The sequence below is a fragment of the Variovorax boronicumulans genome (assembly GCF_019352895.1).
In the GTDB taxonomy this organism is placed as follows: Bacteria; Pseudomonadota; Gammaproteobacteria; order Burkholderiales; family Burkholderiaceae_C; genus Variovorax; species Variovorax boronicumulans_A.
This window is the reverse complement of sequence record NZ_JAAAFX010000004.1, coordinates 2348819-2368016: the sequence shown is the minus strand read 5'-3', so window position 1 is coordinate 2368016 and position 19198 is coordinate 2348819. Positions and strand designations below refer to the sequence as shown.

The 19198-nt window shown below is 67.2% G+C and carries 18 protein-coding genes and 2 tRNA genes; 8 read left to right on the top strand and 12 right to left on the bottom strand.

The annotated features are described in order from the left end of the window. From K0H49_RS30570 to K0H49_RS12590, 8 genes are all read right to left on the bottom strand, one after another. A partial coding sequence (locus K0H49_RS30570) for a leucine zipper domain-containing protein (protein ID WP_257624683.1) occupies positions 1–378 on the bottom strand: 378 nt, incomplete at its 3' end. A gap of 98 nt (positions 379–476) precedes the next feature. Further along, positions 477–1589: a hypothetical protein gene (locus K0H49_RS12620; protein ID WP_219212557.1), complete on the bottom strand. Its 1113-nt coding sequence runs from the start codon at positions 1587–1589 to the stop codon at positions 477–479. A 146-nt stretch (positions 1590–1735) separates the two neighbouring features. Beyond that, positions 1736–1823 (bottom strand) — tRNA-Ser (locus K0H49_RS12615). A 77-nt stretch (positions 1824–1900) separates the two neighbouring features. Then, the gene (gene hemW / locus K0H49_RS12610) at positions 1901–3076 is read right to left on the bottom strand and encodes a radical SAM family heme chaperone HemW (RefSeq protein WP_219213286.1); all 1176 of its coding nucleotides are present in this window, start codon (positions 3074–3076) and stop codon (positions 1901–1903) included. A 68-nt stretch (positions 3077–3144) separates the two neighbouring features. Then, positions 3145–3744, bottom strand: a complete 600-nt coding sequence (gene rdgB, locus K0H49_RS12605) for an RdgB/HAM1 family non-canonical purine NTP pyrophosphatase (RefSeq protein ID WP_219212554.1) — start codon at positions 3742–3744, stop codon at positions 3145–3147. Positions 3745–3766: 22 nt separating this feature from the next. Next, positions 3767–4501, bottom strand: coding sequence for a ribonuclease PH (gene rph, locus K0H49_RS12600; protein ID WP_219212552.1), 735 nt, complete (start codon positions 4499–4501; stop codon positions 3767–3769). 73 nt (positions 4502–4574) lie between these two features. After that, positions 4575–5480, bottom strand: a complete 906-nt coding sequence (locus tag K0H49_RS12595) for a PP2C family protein-serine/threonine phosphatase (protein WP_219212550.1) — start codon at positions 5478–5480, stop codon at positions 4575–4577. Positions 5481–5502: 22 nt separating this feature from the next. Next, positions 5503–6510 carry a serine/threonine protein kinase gene (locus K0H49_RS12590; RefSeq protein WP_219212548.1) on the bottom strand — a complete coding sequence of 336 codons (1008 nt, stop codon included), beginning with the start codon at positions 6508–6510 and terminating at the stop codon, positions 5503–5505. 88 nt (positions 6511–6598) lie between these two features. Here K0H49_RS12590 and K0H49_RS12585 point away from each other — a divergent pair, with 88 nt between their 5' ends. The 4 genes from K0H49_RS12585 to K0H49_RS12570 all read left to right on the top strand — a co-directional run bounded on the left by K0H49_RS12585 (position 6599) and on the right by K0H49_RS12570 (position 10732). Further along, positions 6599–7513, top strand: a complete 915-nt coding sequence (locus tag K0H49_RS12585; RefSeq protein ID WP_219212547.1) for a YicC/YloC family endoribonuclease — start codon at positions 6599–6601, stop codon at positions 7511–7513. A 12-nt stretch (positions 7514–7525) separates the two neighbouring features. After that, a complete protein-coding gene (gene gmk / locus K0H49_RS12580) occupies positions 7526–8146 on the top strand; it encodes a guanylate kinase (RefSeq protein ID WP_219212545.1) in 621 nt (206 codons plus the stop codon). A 32-nt stretch (positions 8147–8178) separates the two neighbouring features. Further along, entirely contained in the window at positions 8179–8382 is a 204-nt protein-coding gene (gene rpoZ, locus K0H49_RS12575; protein WP_021009011.1) for a DNA-directed RNA polymerase subunit omega, read from the top strand. 94 nt (positions 8383–8476) lie between these two features. Further along, complete coding sequence (locus K0H49_RS12570; RefSeq protein ID WP_219212543.1) at positions 8477–10732, top strand: RelA/SpoT family protein; 2256 nt, start codon at positions 8477–8479, stop codon at positions 10730–10732. Positions 10733–10748: 16 nt separating this feature from the next. Here the strand turns inward: K0H49_RS12570 and greB are convergent, their stop codons facing one another. Further along, positions 10749–11324: a transcription elongation factor GreB gene (gene greB, locus K0H49_RS12565; RefSeq protein ID WP_219212541.1), complete on the bottom strand. Its 576-nt coding sequence runs from the start codon at positions 11322–11324 to the stop codon at positions 10749–10751. A 371-nt stretch (positions 11325–11695) separates the two neighbouring features. Between greB and K0H49_RS12560 the strand changes: the two genes are divergently transcribed. Then, positions 11696–13270, top strand: coding sequence for a diguanylate cyclase domain-containing protein (locus tag K0H49_RS12560; RefSeq protein WP_257624682.1), 1575 nt, complete (start codon positions 11696–11698; stop codon positions 13268–13270). 93 nt (positions 13271–13363) lie between these two features. On the opposite strand, the gene K0H49_RS12555 is transcribed toward K0H49_RS12560, so the two are convergent. Together K0H49_RS12555 and K0H49_RS12550 are read right to left on the bottom strand one after the other, a co-directional pair. Continuing rightward, positions 13364–13440: transfer RNA gene (locus tag K0H49_RS12555), tRNA-Arg, on the bottom strand. Positions 13441–13556: 116 nt separating this feature from the next. After that, positions 13557–13940, bottom strand: coding sequence for a hypothetical protein (locus K0H49_RS12550; protein ID WP_219213324.1), 384 nt, complete (start codon positions 13938–13940; stop codon positions 13557–13559). On the opposite strand from K0H49_RS12550, the gene K0H49_RS12545 reads away from it, so the two are divergent. From K0H49_RS12545 to K0H49_RS12535, 3 genes are all read left to right on the top strand, one after another. Beyond that, entirely contained in the window at positions 13926–14435 is a 510-nt protein-coding gene (locus K0H49_RS12545) for a TetR/AcrR family transcriptional regulator (RefSeq protein ID WP_374122341.1), read from the top strand. The genes K0H49_RS12550 and K0H49_RS12545 overlap by 15 nt on opposite strands. Before the next feature lie 146 nt (positions 14436–14581). Then, entirely contained in the window at positions 14582–17005 is a 2424-nt protein-coding gene (locus tag K0H49_RS12540; protein ID WP_219212539.1) for a membrane-bound PQQ-dependent dehydrogenase, glucose/quinate/shikimate family, read from the top strand. Between the two features lie 196 nt (positions 17006–17201). Continuing rightward, entirely contained in the window at positions 17202–18260 is a 1059-nt protein-coding gene (locus tag K0H49_RS12535; protein ID WP_219212538.1) for a sterol desaturase family protein, read from the top strand. Between the two features lie 30 nt (positions 18261–18290). Here the strand turns inward: K0H49_RS12535 and K0H49_RS12530 are convergent, their stop codons facing one another. Beyond that, a complete protein-coding gene (locus K0H49_RS12530; RefSeq protein ID WP_219212537.1) occupies positions 18291–19172 on the bottom strand; it encodes an amidohydrolase family protein in 882 nt (293 codons plus the stop codon). Positions 19173–19198: the final 26 nt, after the last annotated feature.

The window sequence follows — 19198 nt, the reverse complement described above, 5'->3', positions numbered from 1 at the left end:
GCGTTGCACCGGCTCGTCCGGGCGCAGGTCGCTCAGTCGAGACAGCCCGGCACGACGCAGCACGCGGCTGACGGTCGCCCTGGACACGCCCATGTAAGAGGCGATGCGAGCCTGCAGGAAGAGCTTGCGGCGCAACTCCACGATGGCCAGGGCCACATGAGGCTCGATGGAGCGAGGTGACTTCTCGGGACGAGAGGACTTGTCCAGCAGGCCCGCCGCACCATCGACCAGGTAGCGGGCCAGCCACTTGCGGGCAGTGACGGCGCTGACACCGTGCGAGGCGGCGGCATCTGATGCGCTGACGCCACGTTCAGTGATGTCTTGAACCATCTCCAGGCGGCGCAGGTACGTCAATCGGGCATTCTTATGGGTGTTCATCCGGTTCGGGGTTTTGAGTGGATTGGGCGTTTGGCGATTTCCAGTCTCTCAAAACTTCTCCGGGTGAACACCCGAAACAACCTATTGGGCCTTCACAGCTAGCTCTCACCGGAGACCTTGATCTCTCCAATGATGTCAGCCTCTGTCAGCACGATGTCATCTGGGGGCACCGGCGATGAGAGCAGTAGGTTCTCCGCGAGCCTGACAAGGCGATCGAACGTCAAGGCGAGATAGCGGAGCGCATCTGGCTCTACATCCTTGCCAAGAGGCTTTTCGGACAATGAGCTGATGAGTTCTGCCAAGGTGTCATGCAGCGGTCCATTGGACCTTTTACGTGAGAGGCTTGCCGCATCAGCAGGCAGTGGATAGTAGATCCCTGGCACCGTGACGCCATCTCTCAACACCTCGTTGTCCAGGATCGCAAACGACACACCGACAACGTCCTGCAGCGGTGCCCCGTGCGTGAAGAGATTTCGATAAGCAGAGAACAACGATAGCCAACCGTGGCTGTCTTCATCCGACGCCTTAATCAACTCGCATTGAAGAGCTGTCGCAGCATTCCGCTTTCTCAAGCTTCCAACAAGACCGCGCATTGTGGCAACGCCCTTGAGGTCAAAGACGAACCGCGCAGCGAACTCAGCCAACGTATCTCTTAAAACAGCCAGCTCCCAAAATATGGCATGGATCGCTAAATACACGGCAGGCGAGTTGGTGTCTTTGAAGCGTGACGGAGCTTTTATCGGAAGTGCTCGAACCTTGCTCCGAAGTTGAGCTGAGTACGCTGCGCACAAGTGATGAAGCCTCATCTGGCCAGAACTCAGTCCCGAAGCAACTCTCGCAGCTACATCGGACAGCAGCATCATGTCTTTCTGGCCAGAGTGATGCGCAACATGTCGCCATTTCTGTTGTGCATCTCTTGCGCGCCACGTGCCGTCAAACGACTGAGCGAAGAACTGCGGCGAAGTCAAGCCCGACGCTTCGTCAGCTGTCGTAATGAAAGTCACGCCGATAACTGTGTACCCAAAATAACGCAACGCGCCTACGAGGTCCGCGTAGGCACGTAAGTTGAACTGGCTGATCAGGACGTGGCTGCCCGCACCCGCAAAGATCTTGACGAGCGGACCTGGCTGGCTAACCGCGACGAGCCCACCGCTAAGCCAAGCGAACCGCGTGACGGGCTGCCATGACGAACCACGCGAATCATCATCCATAAGCTGTTGCCTCCGATCTCGTACTGTGCCTCATGGCAGTCGCAGAGGGCTCCAGGCGGCTTCACCCAGTCGCACCGCCGACGGATGGGGACGTGGATGGGTAAGGATACCGAACTGCCCGAGCGTCGATGGAGGACATCGATTCCTGGCGGAGAGTGTGAGATTCGAACTCACGGACGCTTTCACGTCGGCAGTTTTCAAGACTGCTGGTTTAAACCACTCACCCAACTCTCCGAAGCTGCCTCCGGGTGGCGAAGGCAGGCCGCGATTTTATGCTGACGGGAGGCCCCGCCTGCCCGGCCCTTTGAAATCTAGGCGTCCGGCAGGAAGATGCTCTGCAGATCGCTGAGGAAATCCAGCCCACGCTCGGTCGGCCAGACATGCCACAGGTCACGCTGCAGCAGACCCTTCTGCTCGGCTTCTTCCAGCCCCTTTTGGATGCTGGTGATCGACAGCCCCGTGCGCTCGCCGAACTGCGCCAGCGTGAAGCCTTCCTTCAGCCGGAAGGCGTTGAGCATGAACTCGAAGGGCAGGTCGGCGATCGCGACCTCTTCGCTCTGCGCCACGGCCGCGCCGGCCAGGGCCTGGTTCATGTAGCGCTGCGGCTCGCGGTAGCGCACCTGGCGCACCAGGCGGTGCGCGAAGCTCAGCTTGCTGTGGGCGCCGGCACCGATGCCCAGGTAGTCGCCGAACTGCCAGTAATTGAGGTTGTGCGCGCAGCGGTGGCCGTCGCGCGCATAGGCCGAGACCTCGTAGCGCGTCATGCCTTGCGCGCCCGTGCGTTCGGTGATGCGGTCGAGCATGGCGTAGGCCGCGTCGTCCTCGGGCACCACCGGCGGGAACTTGGCGAAGTAGGTGTTGGGCTCGATGGTCAGGTGGTAGACCGACAGGTGCGGCGGATTCAACGCCAGCGCCTGGTCGAGGTCGGCCTCGAACTGCGCGGGCGTCTGGCCGGGCAGCGCGTACATCAGGTCGAGGTTGAAGGTGTCGAAGGCGCTCGCCGCCTCCTCGACCGCGGCGATGGCCTGGGCGGCGTCGTGCACGCGGCCCAGCGCCTGCAGGTGCTGGTCGTTGAAGCTCTGCACGCCGACCGACAGGCGCGTCACACCGGCCGCGCGGTACGAGCGGAAGCGGTCGCGCTCGAAGGTGCCGGGGTTGGCTTCGAGCGTGATCTCGCAATCGGGCGCGAGCTTGAGTCGCGCGCGCAAATCACCGATGAGCCGGTCGACGGCCTCGGGCGAGAACAGACTGGGCGTGCCGCCGCCGATGAAGATGGTGTGGACCGTGCGGCCCCAGATCAGGGGCAGCGCGGCGTCGAGGTCGGCCACCAGCGCATCGACGTAGCGCTGCTCGGGCAAGGCCCCGCCGCCGGCGCGCCATTCGTGCGAGTTGAAGTCGCAATAAGGGCACTTGCGCAGGCACCAGGGCAGGTGCACATAGAGCGACAGCGGCGGCAGCGCGGCCAGCTGCAGCGTGCCGGGCCGCATCAGGTGCAGCACGTCGTTGGCATGCGGCGCGCCGTTCTCGGTCGCGATGCCGATGGGCAGGTGGATGCTCACGACCAGCGCTCGCGCATCAGCGCCAGCATCGTGCGCGCGGCCTGGCCGCGGTGGCTGTTGGCGTTCTTGAGTTCGGGCGTGAGCTGGGCGAAGGTCTTGCCGAAGGCCGGCAGGAACATCACCGGGTCGAAGCCGAAGCCGTTGTCGCCGATGGGCTCGCGCGTGATCTCGCCGGGCGCGCGGCCGACGGCGATCAAGGGCTCGGGGTCGTCGGCGCTGCGCAGCGCCACCAGGGTGCTGACCAGCGCGGCGCGGCGGTCGTCGACCGTGGCCATCTGCTCGAGCAGTGCGCGCACGTTGTTCGCATCGCCCTTGTCATAGCCGAACTGCGTCGCGTAGTACGCGGTGTCCACGCCCGGCAGGCCGCCGAAGGCGTTGACGCACAGGCCGGCGTCGTCGGCGATCGCGGGCAGGCCGGTGGCGGCGGCCGCATGGCGCGCCTTGGCCAGCGCGTTCTCGACGAAGGTGCGGAAGGGCTCCTCGGCCTCGCTCACGCCGAGTTCCGACTGGCGCACCAGCTGCACGCTCAAGGGTGCGAACAGCTGCTGCAGCTCGGCCAGCTTGCCCGCGTTGTTCGATGCCAGGACGAGTTTCATGAGAATGCGACCGTCGACGGCATCAGGCCACGGTGGCCAGCGCCTGCTGCTGCAGCGCCACCAGCTCGGTGATGCCCTTCTCGGCCAGGTCGAGCAGCTGGCCCATCTCGGCACGCGAGAAGGCCGCGCCCTCGGCAGTGCCCTGCACTTCGACGAAGTGGCCGGCGCCGGTCATCACGACGTTCATGTCGGTGTCGCAGGCCGAATCCTCGGTGTACTCGAGGTCGAGAAGCGGCGTGCCCTGCACGATGCCCACCGAGATCGCAGCCACATGGCCGCGGATCGGCGAGGCGGCAATCTTGCCGGCGGCCAGCAGCTTGTTCACTGCATCCTGCGCGGCCACGAAGGCGCCGGTGATGGCCGCGGTCCGCGTGCCGCCGTCGGCCTGCAGCACGTCGCAGTCGAGGTGGATGGTGCGTTCGCCCAGTGCGGCCAGGTCGAACACCGCGCGCATCGAGCGGCCGATGAGGCGCTGGATCTCCTGCGTGCGGCCGGTCTGCTTGCCCTTGGCGGCTTCGCGGCTGCTGCGGGTGTGGGTGGCACGCGGCAGCATGCCGTATTCGGCCGTGACCCAGCCTTCGCCGCTGCCCTTCTTGTGCGGCGGCACCTTCTCTTCGACCGAGGCGGTGCACAGCACGCGCGTCTGGCCGAACTCGATCAGCACCGAGCCTTCGGCATGGATGGTGAAACCGCGGGTGATGCGCACCGGGCGCAGCTGGGCGGCGGCACGGCCGCCGCTTCGTGTGAAAGCAGTCATGGGGGGTTCAACTCGGAAGAAAAAAAATAAAAGGATCGCCGCTGGCCGCGGCGGATTCAGGTCGGCTCGCCAATCAGCTCTTGCGTGCAGCCGAGCGGCGGATGGCTTCGTTGATTTCGGCGATCGAACGCTCGATCGCGTCTTCGTCGAGATCGTCGAGTTCGTTGTCCGACGGCATGCCCGCCTGGATGGTGGAGGCGAAGACGCCGTCGCTGATGCTGTCGGTCGACACACCGCGCTGGTTGCCCGGCGAATCCGGGGTTTCCCATTCGAGCGCGATCAGGGTCACGTTGTCGCTGTGGGTACCGCCCTTGCGCAAGGCCATCTCCGCCAGGTCGGGGGCGGCATCGGACACCGGCCGGCCCGAAGACAGGATGTGCACGATCGTCGCGTCGTCGAGCACGCCCCAGACACCGTCGGAGCACAGCATGATGCGGTCGCCGCGCCGCAGCTGCAGCGGCGGCGCCGCGTCGATCAGCGGCGGCGTGGGCGAGCCGAGGCAGGTCAGCAGCAGGTTGCGGTTGGCCGGCTCCGGGCCGCCGCCCGGGCGCGGGCGCTCGGCGTGCGAATGGTCGAGGGTGCGGGTCAGCAACATGCCGTCGCGCACCACGTAGAGCCGCGAATCGCCGCAATGCACCCAATGGGCCGTGGTGCCCTGGAGCACCGCCGCGACCACGGTGGTGCGCGGCGTGTCGAGCATGCCCTTGGTGCCGGCGTACCGCATGATCTGCTGGTGCGCGGTCATCACCGAGGCATGGAGGAAGGCCTTGACGTCCTTGAGGGTCGGCCGGGCTTCGCGCTGGTAGAGCGCTGCAATGGTCTGCAAGGCCATCTGCGCGGCCACTTCGCCCTCGGGATGGCCGCCCATGCCGTCGGCCAGCACGAACAGGCCCGATTCGCGCGTGTAGCAATAGCCCATGCGGTCTTCGTTCTTGAGACGGCCGCCCTTGCGGCTGACCTGGAAGACGGAGAACTTCATGGTCGCGATGCCGGGATGTGCGTCATGCCGGCCGCGTGGTCGGTGCCGCCGCCTTGGGCAGCGACTTCTTGTCGGACGAACGCATGTTGTCGATCGACAGCCGCACCTTCTCGCCGACCGTGAGCTTGGTGTAGCGGCGCTCGCCTTCGCGGCTGAGCTCCTTCTGCAGCGCGAACACCGACTGCGGGCGCGACAGCGGGTCGAGCGACATGCACCACTCGACCACCTCGATCAGGTTGTCGGAGTAGATGCCGCGCAGCCGCGACAGCGACAGCCCGAGCCGGTCCTTCTCGATGCGCTGCGGCGCATCGTTGGGCGGGTAGCCCTGCATGCAGGCGTAGATGCAGGCGCCGATGGCGTAGATGTCGGTCCAGGGGCCCATCGAGGAATCGCGGCGGTACATCTCGGGCGCGGCGAAGCCGGGCGTGTACATCGGGCGGATGAAGTTGCCTTCCTTGGACAGCACCTCGCGCGCGGCGCCGAAGTCGATCATCACGGCGCGGTCGTCGTCGGTCACGAAGATGTTGGCGGGCTTGATGTCCAGGTGCAGCATCTTGTGCTGGTGCACGATGCGCAGGCCGCGCAGGATCTCGTCGAACAGCGAGCGGATCGTCGATTCGCGGAACACCTTCTGCTTCTTGAGGTCGCGCGCCGTGACGATGAAGTCCTGCAGGGTCGCGCCCTCCAGGTAGTTCATCACCATGTAGACGGTCTCGTTCTCGCGGAAGAAATTGAGCACGCTCACCACCGAGGCGTGCGAGATCTGCGCGAGCGAACGGCCTTCCTCGAAAAAGCTCTTGAGGCCGAGCCGGTAGAGCGACAGCTTGTCGGGCGACACCTGGGGCGCCAGTTCGCCGGTGCCACGGGTGGCCAGCGAAGAAGGCAGGTATTCCTTGATCGCCACCTGCTGGCCGCTGGTATCGACCGCCAGGTAAACCACCCCGAAACCGCCGGCCGAAAGACGGCGCACGACGCGATAGCCCCCGATGACGGTGTCCGGCAACAGCGGCGAAGGTTTGACCTTTGACATAATCCGGGAGTTTCGCCCGAAGGCAATGGTGCGGCAAGCGAACGCGATGCCGTCGCCTCGGAGCAAGCAACAAACACAGTGAGGCGCAATGTCAGTTTACAGCATGACCGGCTATGCCAACGGCCAGAACGGCCCGGTAGGCACCCAGCCCGAAACCGACGCGCGCCCCCCGGCCGCGGGACGGCTCGGGGTCGAAATCCGCTCGGTCAACAGCCGCTTCCTGGACCTCAGCTTCAAGCTGCCGGAAGAGCTGCGCCAGCATGAAACCGCGCTGCGCGAGCTGCTCACGAGCAAGCTCAAGCGCGGCAAGGTCGAAGTGCGCGCCGCGGTCGAAAGCACCGCCCAGGCCGGCATCGCCGAACCCTCCACCCGCCTGCTGCAACGCCTCAACGGCGTGCAGGACGGCATCCGCGCCTGGCTGCCGAGCGCGCGCGAGCTCAGCGTGGCCGACGTGATCCGCCTTGCCGCCGGCGACTCCGCGGCCCGCGGCGACTGGGGCCCCGACCTGCTCGAGGTCACGCAGAAGGCGCTCGAGAGCCTGATGGCCGCCCGCGAACGCGAAGGCGCCCGCCTGGCCACCATGCTCAAGGACCACCTGGGCCAGCTGCGCAAGCTGGCCGCCCAGGCGGTGCCGCTGATTCCGCAACTGGTCGAGCAGCAGCGTGCGCGCTTCCTCGAGCGTTGGCAGGACGCCATGGGCCTGACGGGCGGCACGCTGCCCGAAGCCGCCCAGGACCGCGCGCTGACCGAGGCCACCGCTTTCGCCATCCGCATCGACGTGGCCGAGGAACTCACCCGGCTGAGCTCGCACCTCGACGAGATCGAGCGCCTGCTCAAGAAGGGCGGCGAGGTCGGCAAGCGCCTGGACTTCCTGATCCAGGAACTGCACCGCGAGGCCAACACCCTGGGCTCCAAGTCGGCCGCGCTCGAACTGACGCGCATCGGCGTCGACATGAAGGTGCTGATCGAGCAGATGCGCGAGCAGGTTCAGAACATCGAATAAGCAGACGACTCCATGGATTACCCCGGCAATATCTTCGTCGTGGCCGCGCCGAGCGGCGCAGGCAAATCGAGCCTGGTCAAGGCCCTGATGGAACTCGACTCGGCGGTGCAACCGTCGGTGTCGCACACCACGCGGCCACCCCGCGGGCAGGAAAAGCACGGCCGCGAATACTTCTTCGCCTCGCCCTCCGAATTCGACGCCATGGTCGTCAGCGACGGCTTCGTCGAATGGGCGCATGTGCACGGCCAGCGCTACGGCACCTCGAAGAAGGCGATCGAGGACCGCGTCGCGCAGGGCGCCGACGTGATCCTGGAAATCGACTTCCAGGGCGCGCTGCAGATCCGCAAGACCTTCGCCAACGCCGTGCTGATCTTCATCCTGCCGCCGAGCTGGGAAGAGCTGCGCTCGCGGCTGGAGCGGCGCGGCGAGGACAGCGCCGAGATCATCGAACTGCGCCTGAAGAACGCGGCCCAGGAGATGGCGCGCACGCAGGAATTCGATTTCGTTATAATCAACGAGTTATTTGAGCGCGCGCTTTTCGACCTGAAAGCCATCGTCCACGCGCAGCGGCTGCGCTACTCCGCCCAGCGCCGTGCCCGTGCAGACACCTTTTCCGCGCTCAATATTCCCTGAATCTCGACCACCGTCCGCAACGAAAGATCCTCATGGCCCGCATCACCGTCGAAGACTGCCTGCTGCAGATCCCCAACCGCTTCCAGCTCGTGCTCGCCGCGACCTACCGCGCGCGCATGCTGAGCCAGGGCCATGCCCCGAAGATCGAAAGCAAGAACAAGCCGGCCGTGACCGCGCTGCGCGAGATCGCCGAAGGCAAGATCGGTATCGAAATGCTCAAGAAGGTTCCGGGCTGAGCTTGACGCCGTCCTGCAACAGAAAAGCACCGCCGCGCGGTGCTTTTTTTATGCCCGGACGCGAGGCCACGGGGCCCGCGCTACAGTGTTGTCAATGAGCGCGGTCGTCAAGCCCCAAACCAATGCACCTCGGAGCAACCCGCGGCCGAGTCCGGCTGCGCTGAATGCAGCCGCCGCCAGCTTCGCGGCCCTGACGGCGCGGCTCGACTACCTCAACGCCGACGACACCGAGCTGGTCCGGCGCGCCTACCGCTTCGCCGACGAGGCCCACCTGGGCCAGCTGCGCAACAGCGGCGAGCCCTACATCACGCACCCGATCGCGGTGGCCGCGCAATGCGCCGAGTGGAAGCTCGACGCCCAGGCCCTGATGGCTGCGCTGCTGCACGACGCGATCGAAGACTGCGGCGTCACCAAGTCCGAACTGATCGAGCGCTTCGGCGCCCCGGTCGCCGAACTGGTCGACGGCCTGACCAAGCTCGACAAGCTGCAGTTCAACACCCGCGAGGAGAACCAGGCCGAGTCCTTCCGCAAGATGCTGCTGGCGATGGCGCGCGATGTGCGCGTCATTCTGGTCAAGCTGGCCGACCGCACGCACAACATGCGCACGCTCGACGATGCGCCGCGCGAGAAATGGGCCCGCATCTCCAACGAGACGCTGGAGATCTACGCGCCCATCGCCTACCGGCTGGGCCTGAACCAGACCTACCGCGAGCTGCAGGAGCTGTCGTTCCGCCACCTGCGGCCCTGGCGCTACGCGATCCTGTCCAAGGCCGTGGCCAAGGCCCGCGGCCGACGGCGCGACCTGATCCAGAAGGTTCAGAAGGAGGTCGAAGCCGCCTTCGGCGAAGCCGGGATGAGCCTGCGCCTCGCGGGCCGAGAGAAGACGCTCTACTCCATCTACCGCAAGATGGAGGACAAGCACCTGAGCTTCGCCCAGGTCACCGACATCTACGGCTTCCGGCTGATCCTGCCGAACGTGATCGCCTGCTACACCGGCCTGGGCATCCTGCACCAGATGTACAAGCCGCTGCCGGGCAAGTTCAAGGACCACATCGCGATCGCCAAGCTCAACGGCTACCAGTCGCTGCACACCACGCTGGTGGGTCCGGCCAGCGTCAACGTCGAGTTCCAGCTGCGCACCGAAGCCATGAACGTGGTGGCCGAATCCGGCGTGGCCGCGCACTGGCTCTACAAGGCGGCCGAACCCAGCACCGCGCCCAGCGACCGGCTCGGCGCCAAGTGGCTGCAGTCGCTGCTCGACATCCAGGACGAGACCCGCGATGCGGCCGAGTTCTGGGACCACGTCAAGGTCGACCTGTTCCCCGATGCGGTCTACGTGTTCACGCCCAAGAGCCAGATCATGGCGCTGCCGCGCGGCGCCACGGTGGTGGACTTCGCCTACGCGATCCACAGCAACATCGGCGACCACACCTCGGCCGCGCGCATCAACGGCGACCAGGTGCCGCTGCGCACCGAACTGAAGAACGGCGACGTGGTGGAAGTCATCACGGCGCCGGTCTCCACGCCCAACCCGGCCTGGCTCGGCTTCGTGCGCACCGGGCGCGCACGCTCGAAGATCCGGCACTACCTCAAGACGCTGGCGCATGCCGAGTCCGAGGGCCTGGGCGAGAAACTGCTGGCGCAGGCGCTGCGCGCCGAAGGCCTGGGCAAGATGCCGGCCGACGACACCGAACACCAGGCGCTGTGGGAGCGGCTGCTGCGCTTCACCGGCAACCGCAGCCGCGCCGAACTGCTGACCGACATCGGGCTGGGCAAGCGCATCGCCAGCATCGTGGCCAAGCGGCTGATGGCGCTGATGGCCGAACGCGGCGAGAAGCCCGATGCGCTGATGCTCAGCCGCGAACGCTTCACGGCACACGAGAGCGTCTCGCAGGGCGCGGTCACGCTCGACGGCAGCGAGAACTCCTCGGTGCGTTTCGCGCTGTGCTGCCGGCCGATTCCGGGCGACCCGATCGTCGGCTACCTGGGCCACGGAGAAGGCCTGGTCGTCCACACCGAGAACTGCGGTGTCGGCCAGCGCCTGCACTACAAGGACAGCGAGCGCTTCTTCGCAGTCGAGTGGGCCGACGAACCGATGCGCACCTTCGAGACCGGCGTGGTGATCACCGTGCGCAACGACAAGGGCGTGCTGGCACGCGTGGCCTCGACGCTGGCCGATGCCGAAGCCGACATCACGCACGTCGAGATGGCCGACGAGACGCCTCAGGACTCGACCGACCTGCGCTTCGTGATTTCCGTGCGCGACCGCACGCATCTCGAGGCGGTGCTGCGCACCGTCAGGCGCGGCGCTTCGGTGCTGTCGGCCGAGCGCACGGTCCCCGCGACCTGAGCGCCGCGCGGCCTGCTCAGGCCGAGCCCGGCGGCGGCGGGTAGCTCACGCTGAGGATCTCCAGTTCCCGCATCCCGCCCGGGGTGGCGAGCTTGACCACGTCTCCCTCGCGCGAGCGCAACAGTGCACGCGCGATCGGCGAGATCCAGCTCACCTGCGACTGCGCGCTGTCGGCCTCGTCGATGCCCAGGATGGTCACGCAGCGCTCCTCGCCCGAGGCCTCGTCGGCGTAGCGCACGGTGGCGCCGAAGAAGACCTGGTCGCTGCCGTGGTGGACCGAGGGCTCGGTCACCTCCGCCACTTCGAGGCGCTTGGTCAGGAAACGGATCCGGCGGTCGATCTCGCGCAGGCGCTTCTTGCCGTAGAGGTAGTCGCCATTCTCGGAACGGTCGCCGTTCTTGGCGGCCCAGTGCACCGCCTCGACCACCTTGGGCCGCTCCACATCCATCAGCGCGAGCAGTTCATCGCGCAGCCGCACGTAGCCGCCGGGTGTCATGTAGTTCTTGGAACCGGCCGGCAACGGCGGGGCGCCGCCGGTCTCGCCTGCGTCGTCGTCTTCGGACTCGGACTCTTTGGTGAATGCCTTGCTCATCGAGGAACGTTCCAGATGAAGAAGCCCGCAACACACGTTGGGGGCCTTTCTTGATGCCGGCGCGACAGGCACGCAGGGTGCCCGCGCCCCATGGGTTCGCAGCCCCTGCCTCCTGCCCTGGCGAACAGACGCAGGAAAACGAAGAGGCATCGGGCGGCCCGCTTCGATGATTGTGCCGCGTTTCATCGGCACCCTTTGCACGACGTCGGCAAGCATCGTTCACACAGCCACCGAAAGCGCAAGCAATCTTTGCGGCTTCGGGGTATCTTCTCCCGCCCCCTGGCACCGGCCGCGGCGCCTCGGGACGGAGGCTCCGCGCAGCCTCCCCCTCCCCTGCTCCCCGACGCGCCGCCCGAGTGAAACTCCAAAAATTGACAAGCAGCCTGATCACCCGCCTGGTCGTGATGGGCCTGCTGATGGCCACCGTGGGCACCGCCGCCAGCTACTTTCAGCTCAGTCGATTCCTGCGCAAGGACCTGACGGCGTCGGTCGCGGCCCAGCAGACCGCCCTGGCCGACTACGTGGCCCGCGACGTCGACAACTACCTGCGCGAGCGCTTGACCTTCCTCGAACGCCTGGCGACCCGCGTGCCGCCGGCGTTGCTCGCGCAACCGCTGCAACTGCGCGCCTGGCTCGAGGAACGCAGCGAGCTCAGCCCCACCTTCTCGCTGGGCCTGACGGTCAGCGACCTCGCGGGCGAGCGCCTCGACGGCAGCGGCCGGATCGGCGTCGACAGCTCGGAATTCAAGGGCGCAAGCGCAGGCCGCGCCACGCTGGGGCGGCCATTGACGACCCCTGGCACCCGCCATTCGGCCCTGCCCATGGCCGTGCCCATCCGCAACCCCGAGGGCGAAGTGATGGCCCTGCTGCTGGGCACGGCCGACATGTCGGCCGACGGGCTGCTCGACCATCTGCAGTCCGGACGCGTGGGCAAGACGGGCGGCATCCTCGTCGTCTCGCCCGAAGACCATCTCTTCGTCGCATCGACGGAGGCCGCGATGTCGCTCACACCGACACCGCCAGTGGGCGTGAACCTGCTGCACGACCGGGCGATGACGGGTTTTCGCGGCAGCGGCAAGACGATCAACGCCCAAGGCATCGAGGAAATCTCGGCCATCGCGTCGGTGCCCAGCAGCGGCTGGTTCATCGTGGCACGCCTGCCCGTGGCCGAAGCGCTGGCACCGGTGGCGCGCATGCAGCACTTCATCCTCCAGCAGCGCGCCCCGGCCGTGGCGACCGTGCTGGTACTGATCGGCCTGGCCATGGCCTGGCTGCTGCGCCCGCTCATGCGCGCCGCCCACCAGGCCGACAGGATGACGCGCGGCGAAATCGAGCTGGCGCCGCTGCGGGTGGTGCGCAACGACGAGATCGGCCACCTCACGACGGCCTTCAACCGCCTGCTCGCCAAGCTGCTCCAGCATCAGGCCGAGTTGAGGCGCCTGGCCCATCACGACACGCTCACCGGCCTGCCCAATCGCAAATTGCTGGACGACCGGCTGCAGCAGATGCTGGCGCGCGCCAAACGGGAAGCGAACCTGGTGGCCGTGCTCTACCTCGACCTCGACGGTTTCAAGCGTCTCAACGACACCTTCGGCCACGAAGCGGGCGACAAGGCACTGCGCGAAACGGCCCGCCGGCTCATGAGCCTGGTGCGGCACAGCGACACGGTGGCACGCATCGGTGGCGACGAATTCGTGCTGGTGGCGGCCAACTTCTCCGACCCGGCCGAACATGCGGTGCTCGCGCTGGCGCAGCAGTGCATCGATGCCGTCGCACTGCCGCTGCAATTGCGGCATGCCGACATGGCCATGGGCGTGTCGATCGGCATCGTGCTCACCGATGGCGGCGCCACGCCGGAAGACCTGCTCGCCGCCGCCGACAAGGCCATGTACCAGGCCAAGCAGAACGGGCGCGGCGGCTATGTGCTGGCGCCGACGTTGCGCTGAGAGCCGTTGAAAGGGGAAAGCGACGGCCGCGCGGATGCGGCTCGCCAAAAGAAAATGGCCTAGAAGGAAAACCTTCTAGGCCATTATGAAGAGTGGTGCGGCTGGCAGGAATTGAACCCACGACCCCTTGGTTCGTAGCCAAGTACTCTATCCAACTGAGCTACAGCCGCACAGCTTGCAATTATAGCATCCGTTTTTGCTCTCTCCCGGACACCTTGCAAGAAATCGTTGGAGGCGTCTGAACGACTCAACCAACGACAGCGTGAATTATCGGGGCAAAACAGGGTCATTCCGGGTGGACCCGCATCGAATCTTCAACTTTTTCTTGCGCGCGATGTCGCCCGGCCTGCATCACGCGCGCCATCGCGTCGCACGGACCGCTGCGCTGCGAATCGTGCCGGCCATCAGGCCCGATGGAGCGCAAAGCGGACGTCGGCACGACATGCGAGGCATCGGCACCGCCGCGGGATCGCGGCGCCGCGAGCGGCCCGCCCTGCACCGACACGCATCGCGCGTCCCGGCCTACAGCCCGGCGCGCGCGCTGTCTCCGGCGCAGCAAATAAACGGACGCTTCTGTCCGATAATCCTCGCCATGCGAAAGCCCCGCGCCGATGCGTCCACGCACCGGCACCTCCTTCTTTGCGCTGCCGATGCCGTGTTTTCCGAGCACGGTGTCACGGCCTCTCTCGATCTGGTCGTGGCCCGCGCGGGCCTGGGGCGCGCCACGCTCTATCGAAACTTCGCCAATCGCACGGCGCTGATGGCCGCGTTGCTCGACCGGGCGCTGGCCATGCTCGAAGCGCATGCGGCCACCGTCGCGAACGAAGACGACGCGCTGTATCGGCTGCTCGAGCGTTTCGGCCTGGACATCGCCGACTCGGCGCCGCTGGTCGACTTCTGGCGCGTGGTCGACCGCGACGACGAGGTCGTGCTGGTGGCCCGCAAGCGCATCGCGCAGATCTTCAAGGCACCGCTGCAGCGGGCCATCGACAGCGGCCTGTGCCGCGCGGACTTTCGGCCGCAGGACGTGCAGCTCATCACCCAGATGCTCGGCGCCAGCCTGCGCGGCGGCACGGCGGCCGAGCGCCGGTCGCTCGCGCGGCGTTCGCTGCAGCTGCTGCGCAACGGGATGCGTGCGCCGTCGGCGGAAGACCCCGAGGGCTGAGCGCGGATCTTCCGCGGTCGACCCGATCACGTACCGGCTCTTTGGCCGGCACGAACAAAAGGCAGCGTCATGCCCCACGACGACTGCCTGCCGTGTGGTGGCTCGAAAGAGCCGCCGCTTCTTGAAATCCGAATAGGAAAAACGACATGAATGTCCCTGTCTCACCCCGTGCCGGCAGCCCGCGATGGCTGCTTGTGCTCTTCGGGATCGTGCTGCTGCTGTGCGGTGCCGCATTCGCGGCCGGCGGCGCCCGCCTGGCTTCGCTGGGCGGCTCGTGGTACTACCTGGGCGCCGGCGTGCTGCTGCTGCTCGCCGGCGTGCAGTACGCGCGCCGCCGCCCTTCCGCCCTCGCCTGGCTGGGCCTGGTTTTCGTCGCGACGGTGATCTGGGCGCTGGCGGAAGTCGGCTTCGACTTCTGGCAGCTGTTCCCGCGCGTGGTGGTGATCGCCGTGCTGACCATGTTCGGCCTGCTGCTCGCGCCGCGCATCGGTGCGCTCGGCGCCAAGCCCGCCTACGGCGCGGCCGGCCTGCTGTTCGTGGCGCTGCTCGGCACGCTGGGGCTGGCCTTCGTGCCGCACGGCGTGACGCGCCCCTCCGCAAGCATCGCGGCAGCCGCGCCCACTGCGCCGGCTGACGCGCAGCCCGTGGCGGACTGGCAGTACTACGGCCGCACGCCCAACGGCACCCGCTTTGCGCCCTTCGACCAGATCAACAAGACCAACGTGAAGCAGCTGGAGGTTGCCTGGACCTTCCGCACCGGCCGCGACACCAAGGGCTCGAGCGAAGACCAGAACACGCCGATCCAGATCGGCGACACGGTCTACGCCTGCACGCCGCACAACGTGGTGTTCGCGCTCAATGCCGACACCGGCGAACAGCGTTGGAAATTCGATCCGCAGGCCAAGTCGCCGCTGTGGCAGCGTTGCCGCGGCGTGAGCTACTTCGATGCCGCCGCCACGCCCGCGACGGCCGTACCCGCGGCCGGCGCCAGCGCGGCACCCGCAGCCGTGGCCGCATCGGCCGACGGCAGCTGCGCGCAGCGCATCGTGATGACCACCATCGACAGCCGCCTGATGCAGGTCGATGCCAAGACCGGCACGCCCTGCGCGAGCTTCGGCCACAACGGCACGGTCGACCTCAAGGCCGGCATGGGCCAGGTCGACCCGGGCTTCTACTTCCAGACCTCCGCGCCCACCGTGATGCGCGACCTGGTGATCGTCGGCGGCTGGGTCTGGGACAACGTCGCGCTCGGCGAGCCTTCGGGCGTGGTGCGCGCCTTCAGCGCCCACACCGGCGCGCTGGTCTGGGCCTGGGACATGGGCAATCCGGCCCTCACCGGTGAACCGCCGGCCGGCGAGACCTACACCCGCGGCACGCCGAACGTCTGGTCCACGCCGGCCTTCGACGACAAGCTGGGCCTGGTCTACCTGCCCACCGGCAACGCCACGCCAGACTTCTGGGGCGGCACGCGCAGCAAGGCGGCCGAGGAGTATTCGGCGGCCGTGGTCGCGCTCGACATCCGGACCGGCCGCGAACGCTGGAAATTCCAGACCGCGCACCACGACCTCTGGGACTACGACGTGCCCTCGCAGCCCGCGCTCTACGACGTGCGCGGCAAGGACGGCAGCCCGGTGCCGGCACTGATCCAGACCACCAAGCGCGGCCAGATCTTCATGCTCGACCGCCGCGACGGCACGCCCATCGCCGAGGTCCAGGAAAAGCCCGTGCCCCAGGGCGCGGCCGAGGGCGACCACCTGTCGCCCACCCAGCCCTACTCGGTCGGCATGCCCAGCATCGGCGCCAACAAGCTCACCGAAGCCGACATGTGGGGCACCACGCCCTTCGACCAGCTGCTGTGCCGCATCGCGTTCAAGCAACTGCGCTACGAAGGCGAGTTCACCCCGCCCGGCCTGACCAAGAGCCTGCAGTATCCCGGCTTCTACGGCGGCATGAACTGGGGCAGCTCGTCCATCGACGAACGCAACGGCCTGCTGATCGTGAACGACATGCGCGTGCCGCAGGTGGTGCAGCTGATCCCGCGCGACGAGACCGAGCGCCGCATCGCCGCACGCAAGGGCGGTGCCGACGGCCATGCCGGTCTCGCGACGCAGACGGGCACGCCCTACGGTGCCGACAAGAACATGTTCATGTCGGCGCTCGGCGTGCCGTGCCACATGCCGCCCTATGGTGCGATGACGGCCATCGACCTGAACACGCGCCAGATCGTCTGGCAGGTGCCCATGGGCACCGTGAAGGACACCGGCCCGCTGGGCCTGCGCACCGGCCTGTCGATGCCGATCGGCATGCCCACGCTGGGCGGCCCCACCACCACGCAGGGCGGCCTGGTGTTCTTCGCCGGCACGCAGGACTACTTCCTGCGCGCGCTGGATGCATCGAACGGCGACGAGCTCTGGAAGGCGCGCCTGCCCGTGGGTGCCCAAGCCACGCCGCTGACCTACGTGTCGCCGGCCAGCAAGCGCCAGTTCGTGGTGGTGTCGGTGGGCGGCACGCGCGGCTCGCCCGACCGCGGCGACTACATCGTCGCCTACGCCCTGCCCAAGGCGAACTGAGCGATCGAAGGGGCCGGCCGGCGTCCGTCGCGACCGCCGGCCGGCCCTGCGCATCCTTTGGGCGCCGCCCCGGCCGGGGTGGCGCCAAACCCCTGAAACAGGCATTCGGCCCAGGCCCGACCCGGGTTTGGCGCCGTTCAGCCTGAATTCAGAGGACGGTGCAAGAATGGCGGGCTCGCCCCGCCTTCTCTTCACCATGCTGTCCTTGCCCCTGCTCTGGTCGGATGCCATTTCCTGGACCAGCGACCATCTGGTGCTCCCCGCGCTGACGTGGCTGCACCTCGGTGAGAAGGCCGGCGACCCGCGCGAGATCGCCGCGGCCCTGCTGATCGCCGCGCTGCAGCTGCTGATCATTGCCGGCATCTTCCGCCCGCTGGAGAGCCTGCTGCCGGCCGAGCGCTGGCAGGACCGGCGCCTGACCACGGTCGACCGCCACTACACGCTGCTGATGCTGCTGGGCCTGTTCCCGCTGTTCAGCTTCCTGGTGCTGATGCCTTTCGCGCACCTGCTGGGCGGGGGCCCCGCCACGGCCGAACCGAGCGGGCTCAAGCACTGGTTCCCCTGGTTCGCGGACCATCCGATCGCGATGTTCCTCGTCTACTACATGGTCTACGACTGCTTCTATTACTGGATGCACCGGGCCCAGCACGCCATTCCCTGGTGGTGGGCGCTGCACAGCATGCACCACAGCCAGCGCCAGATGAGCTGCTGGAGCAACGACCGCGGCAGCTACCTCGACGGCATGCTGCAGTCGGTGCTGCTGGCCACGGTGGGCCTGGCGCTGGGCGTGGAGCCCTCCGAGTTCGCCTTGCTGGGACTGCTCAGCGAGCTGGTGCAGAACTTCTCGCACGCCAACGTGCGCCTGCGGCTGGGGCGCGTCGGCTGGGTGGGCGAGCGCCTGCTGGTCGGGCCGCGCTTCCATCGGCTGCACCACATGCTGCGCGACCCCGAGCGTCCGACCCTGCACAACTGCAACTTCGGCCAGGTGCTGTCGGTCTGGGACCGCCTGTTCGGCACCGCGCTCTACGGCGCGCCGCTGCGGCCCACGGGCGTGAGCGATCCGGTGGTGGATGCCGACAACGAGCGCGGCCTGGTGGCGATGCAGTGGCACACGCTCAAGCGCTTCTGGGGGGCGTTCCGCCGGCCGGCCGGCTGGCGGCTGGGCGATGTGTCCTTCGGGCCGGGCTACGCGCCGATCCATGATGACGAGGCGACGGCGGCGCCTGCGGCCCGCAACGAATCGCCGGTCGGCTGATGACGCGGCGGGCGCGCGCTGCACATCCCGTCAGGCGGTGGACGTCGCCTTGTCCAGCCCCAGCAGACGCACCGCGTTCCCCTTCAGGATGCCTGGCATCACCTCCGGCTTGAAGCCCGCCACTTCAAAGTCGCGCATCCAGCGGTCGGGCGTGATCAGCGGGTAGTCGCTGCCGAACAGGATGCGGTCCTTCAGCAGCGTGTTGGCGTACTGCACCAGCTGCTTCGGAAAGTACTTGGGGCTCCAGCCCGACAGGTCGATCCACACGTTGGGCTTGTGCGTGGCCACGCTCAGCGCCTCGTCCTGCCACGGGAAGCTGGGGTGCGCCATCACGATCTGCATGTCGGGAAAGTCGATGGCCACGTCGTCGAGGTGCATCGGATTGCTGTACTCCAGCCGCAGGCCGCCGCCGCAGCGCATGCCCGAGCCGATGCCGCTGTGGCCGGTGTGGAAGATGGCCGGCAGCTTGTACTCGGCAATCACCTCGTAGATCGGCCAGGCCATCCGGTCGTAGGGATGGAAGCCCTGCACCGTCGGGTGGAACTTGAAGCCCTTCACGCCGTGCGCCTCGATCAGCCGGCGCGCCTCGCGCGCACCCATCCTGCCCTTGTGCGGATCGATGCTGGCGAAGGCAATCATCATGTCGCTGTTCTTCTGCGCGTGCTCCGCGATCTCCTCGTTCGGAATGCGGCGGCGGCCCAGGTTCGACTCGGCGTCGACCATGAACATCACCAGCCCGATCTTCCGCTCACGGTAGTACGCCACGCTCTCCGCAATGGTGGGCCGGCCGCTCGACCCGAAGTACTTGTCGGCGGCGCGGTCGTACTCCTCGCCGTAGTTGTCGAAAGGGTTCCAGCAACTCACTTCGGCGTGGGTGTGGATGTCGATCGCGATCAGGTTCTGGTGGTCCATGTCGTTGTCTCCGGTACGGGTAAGCC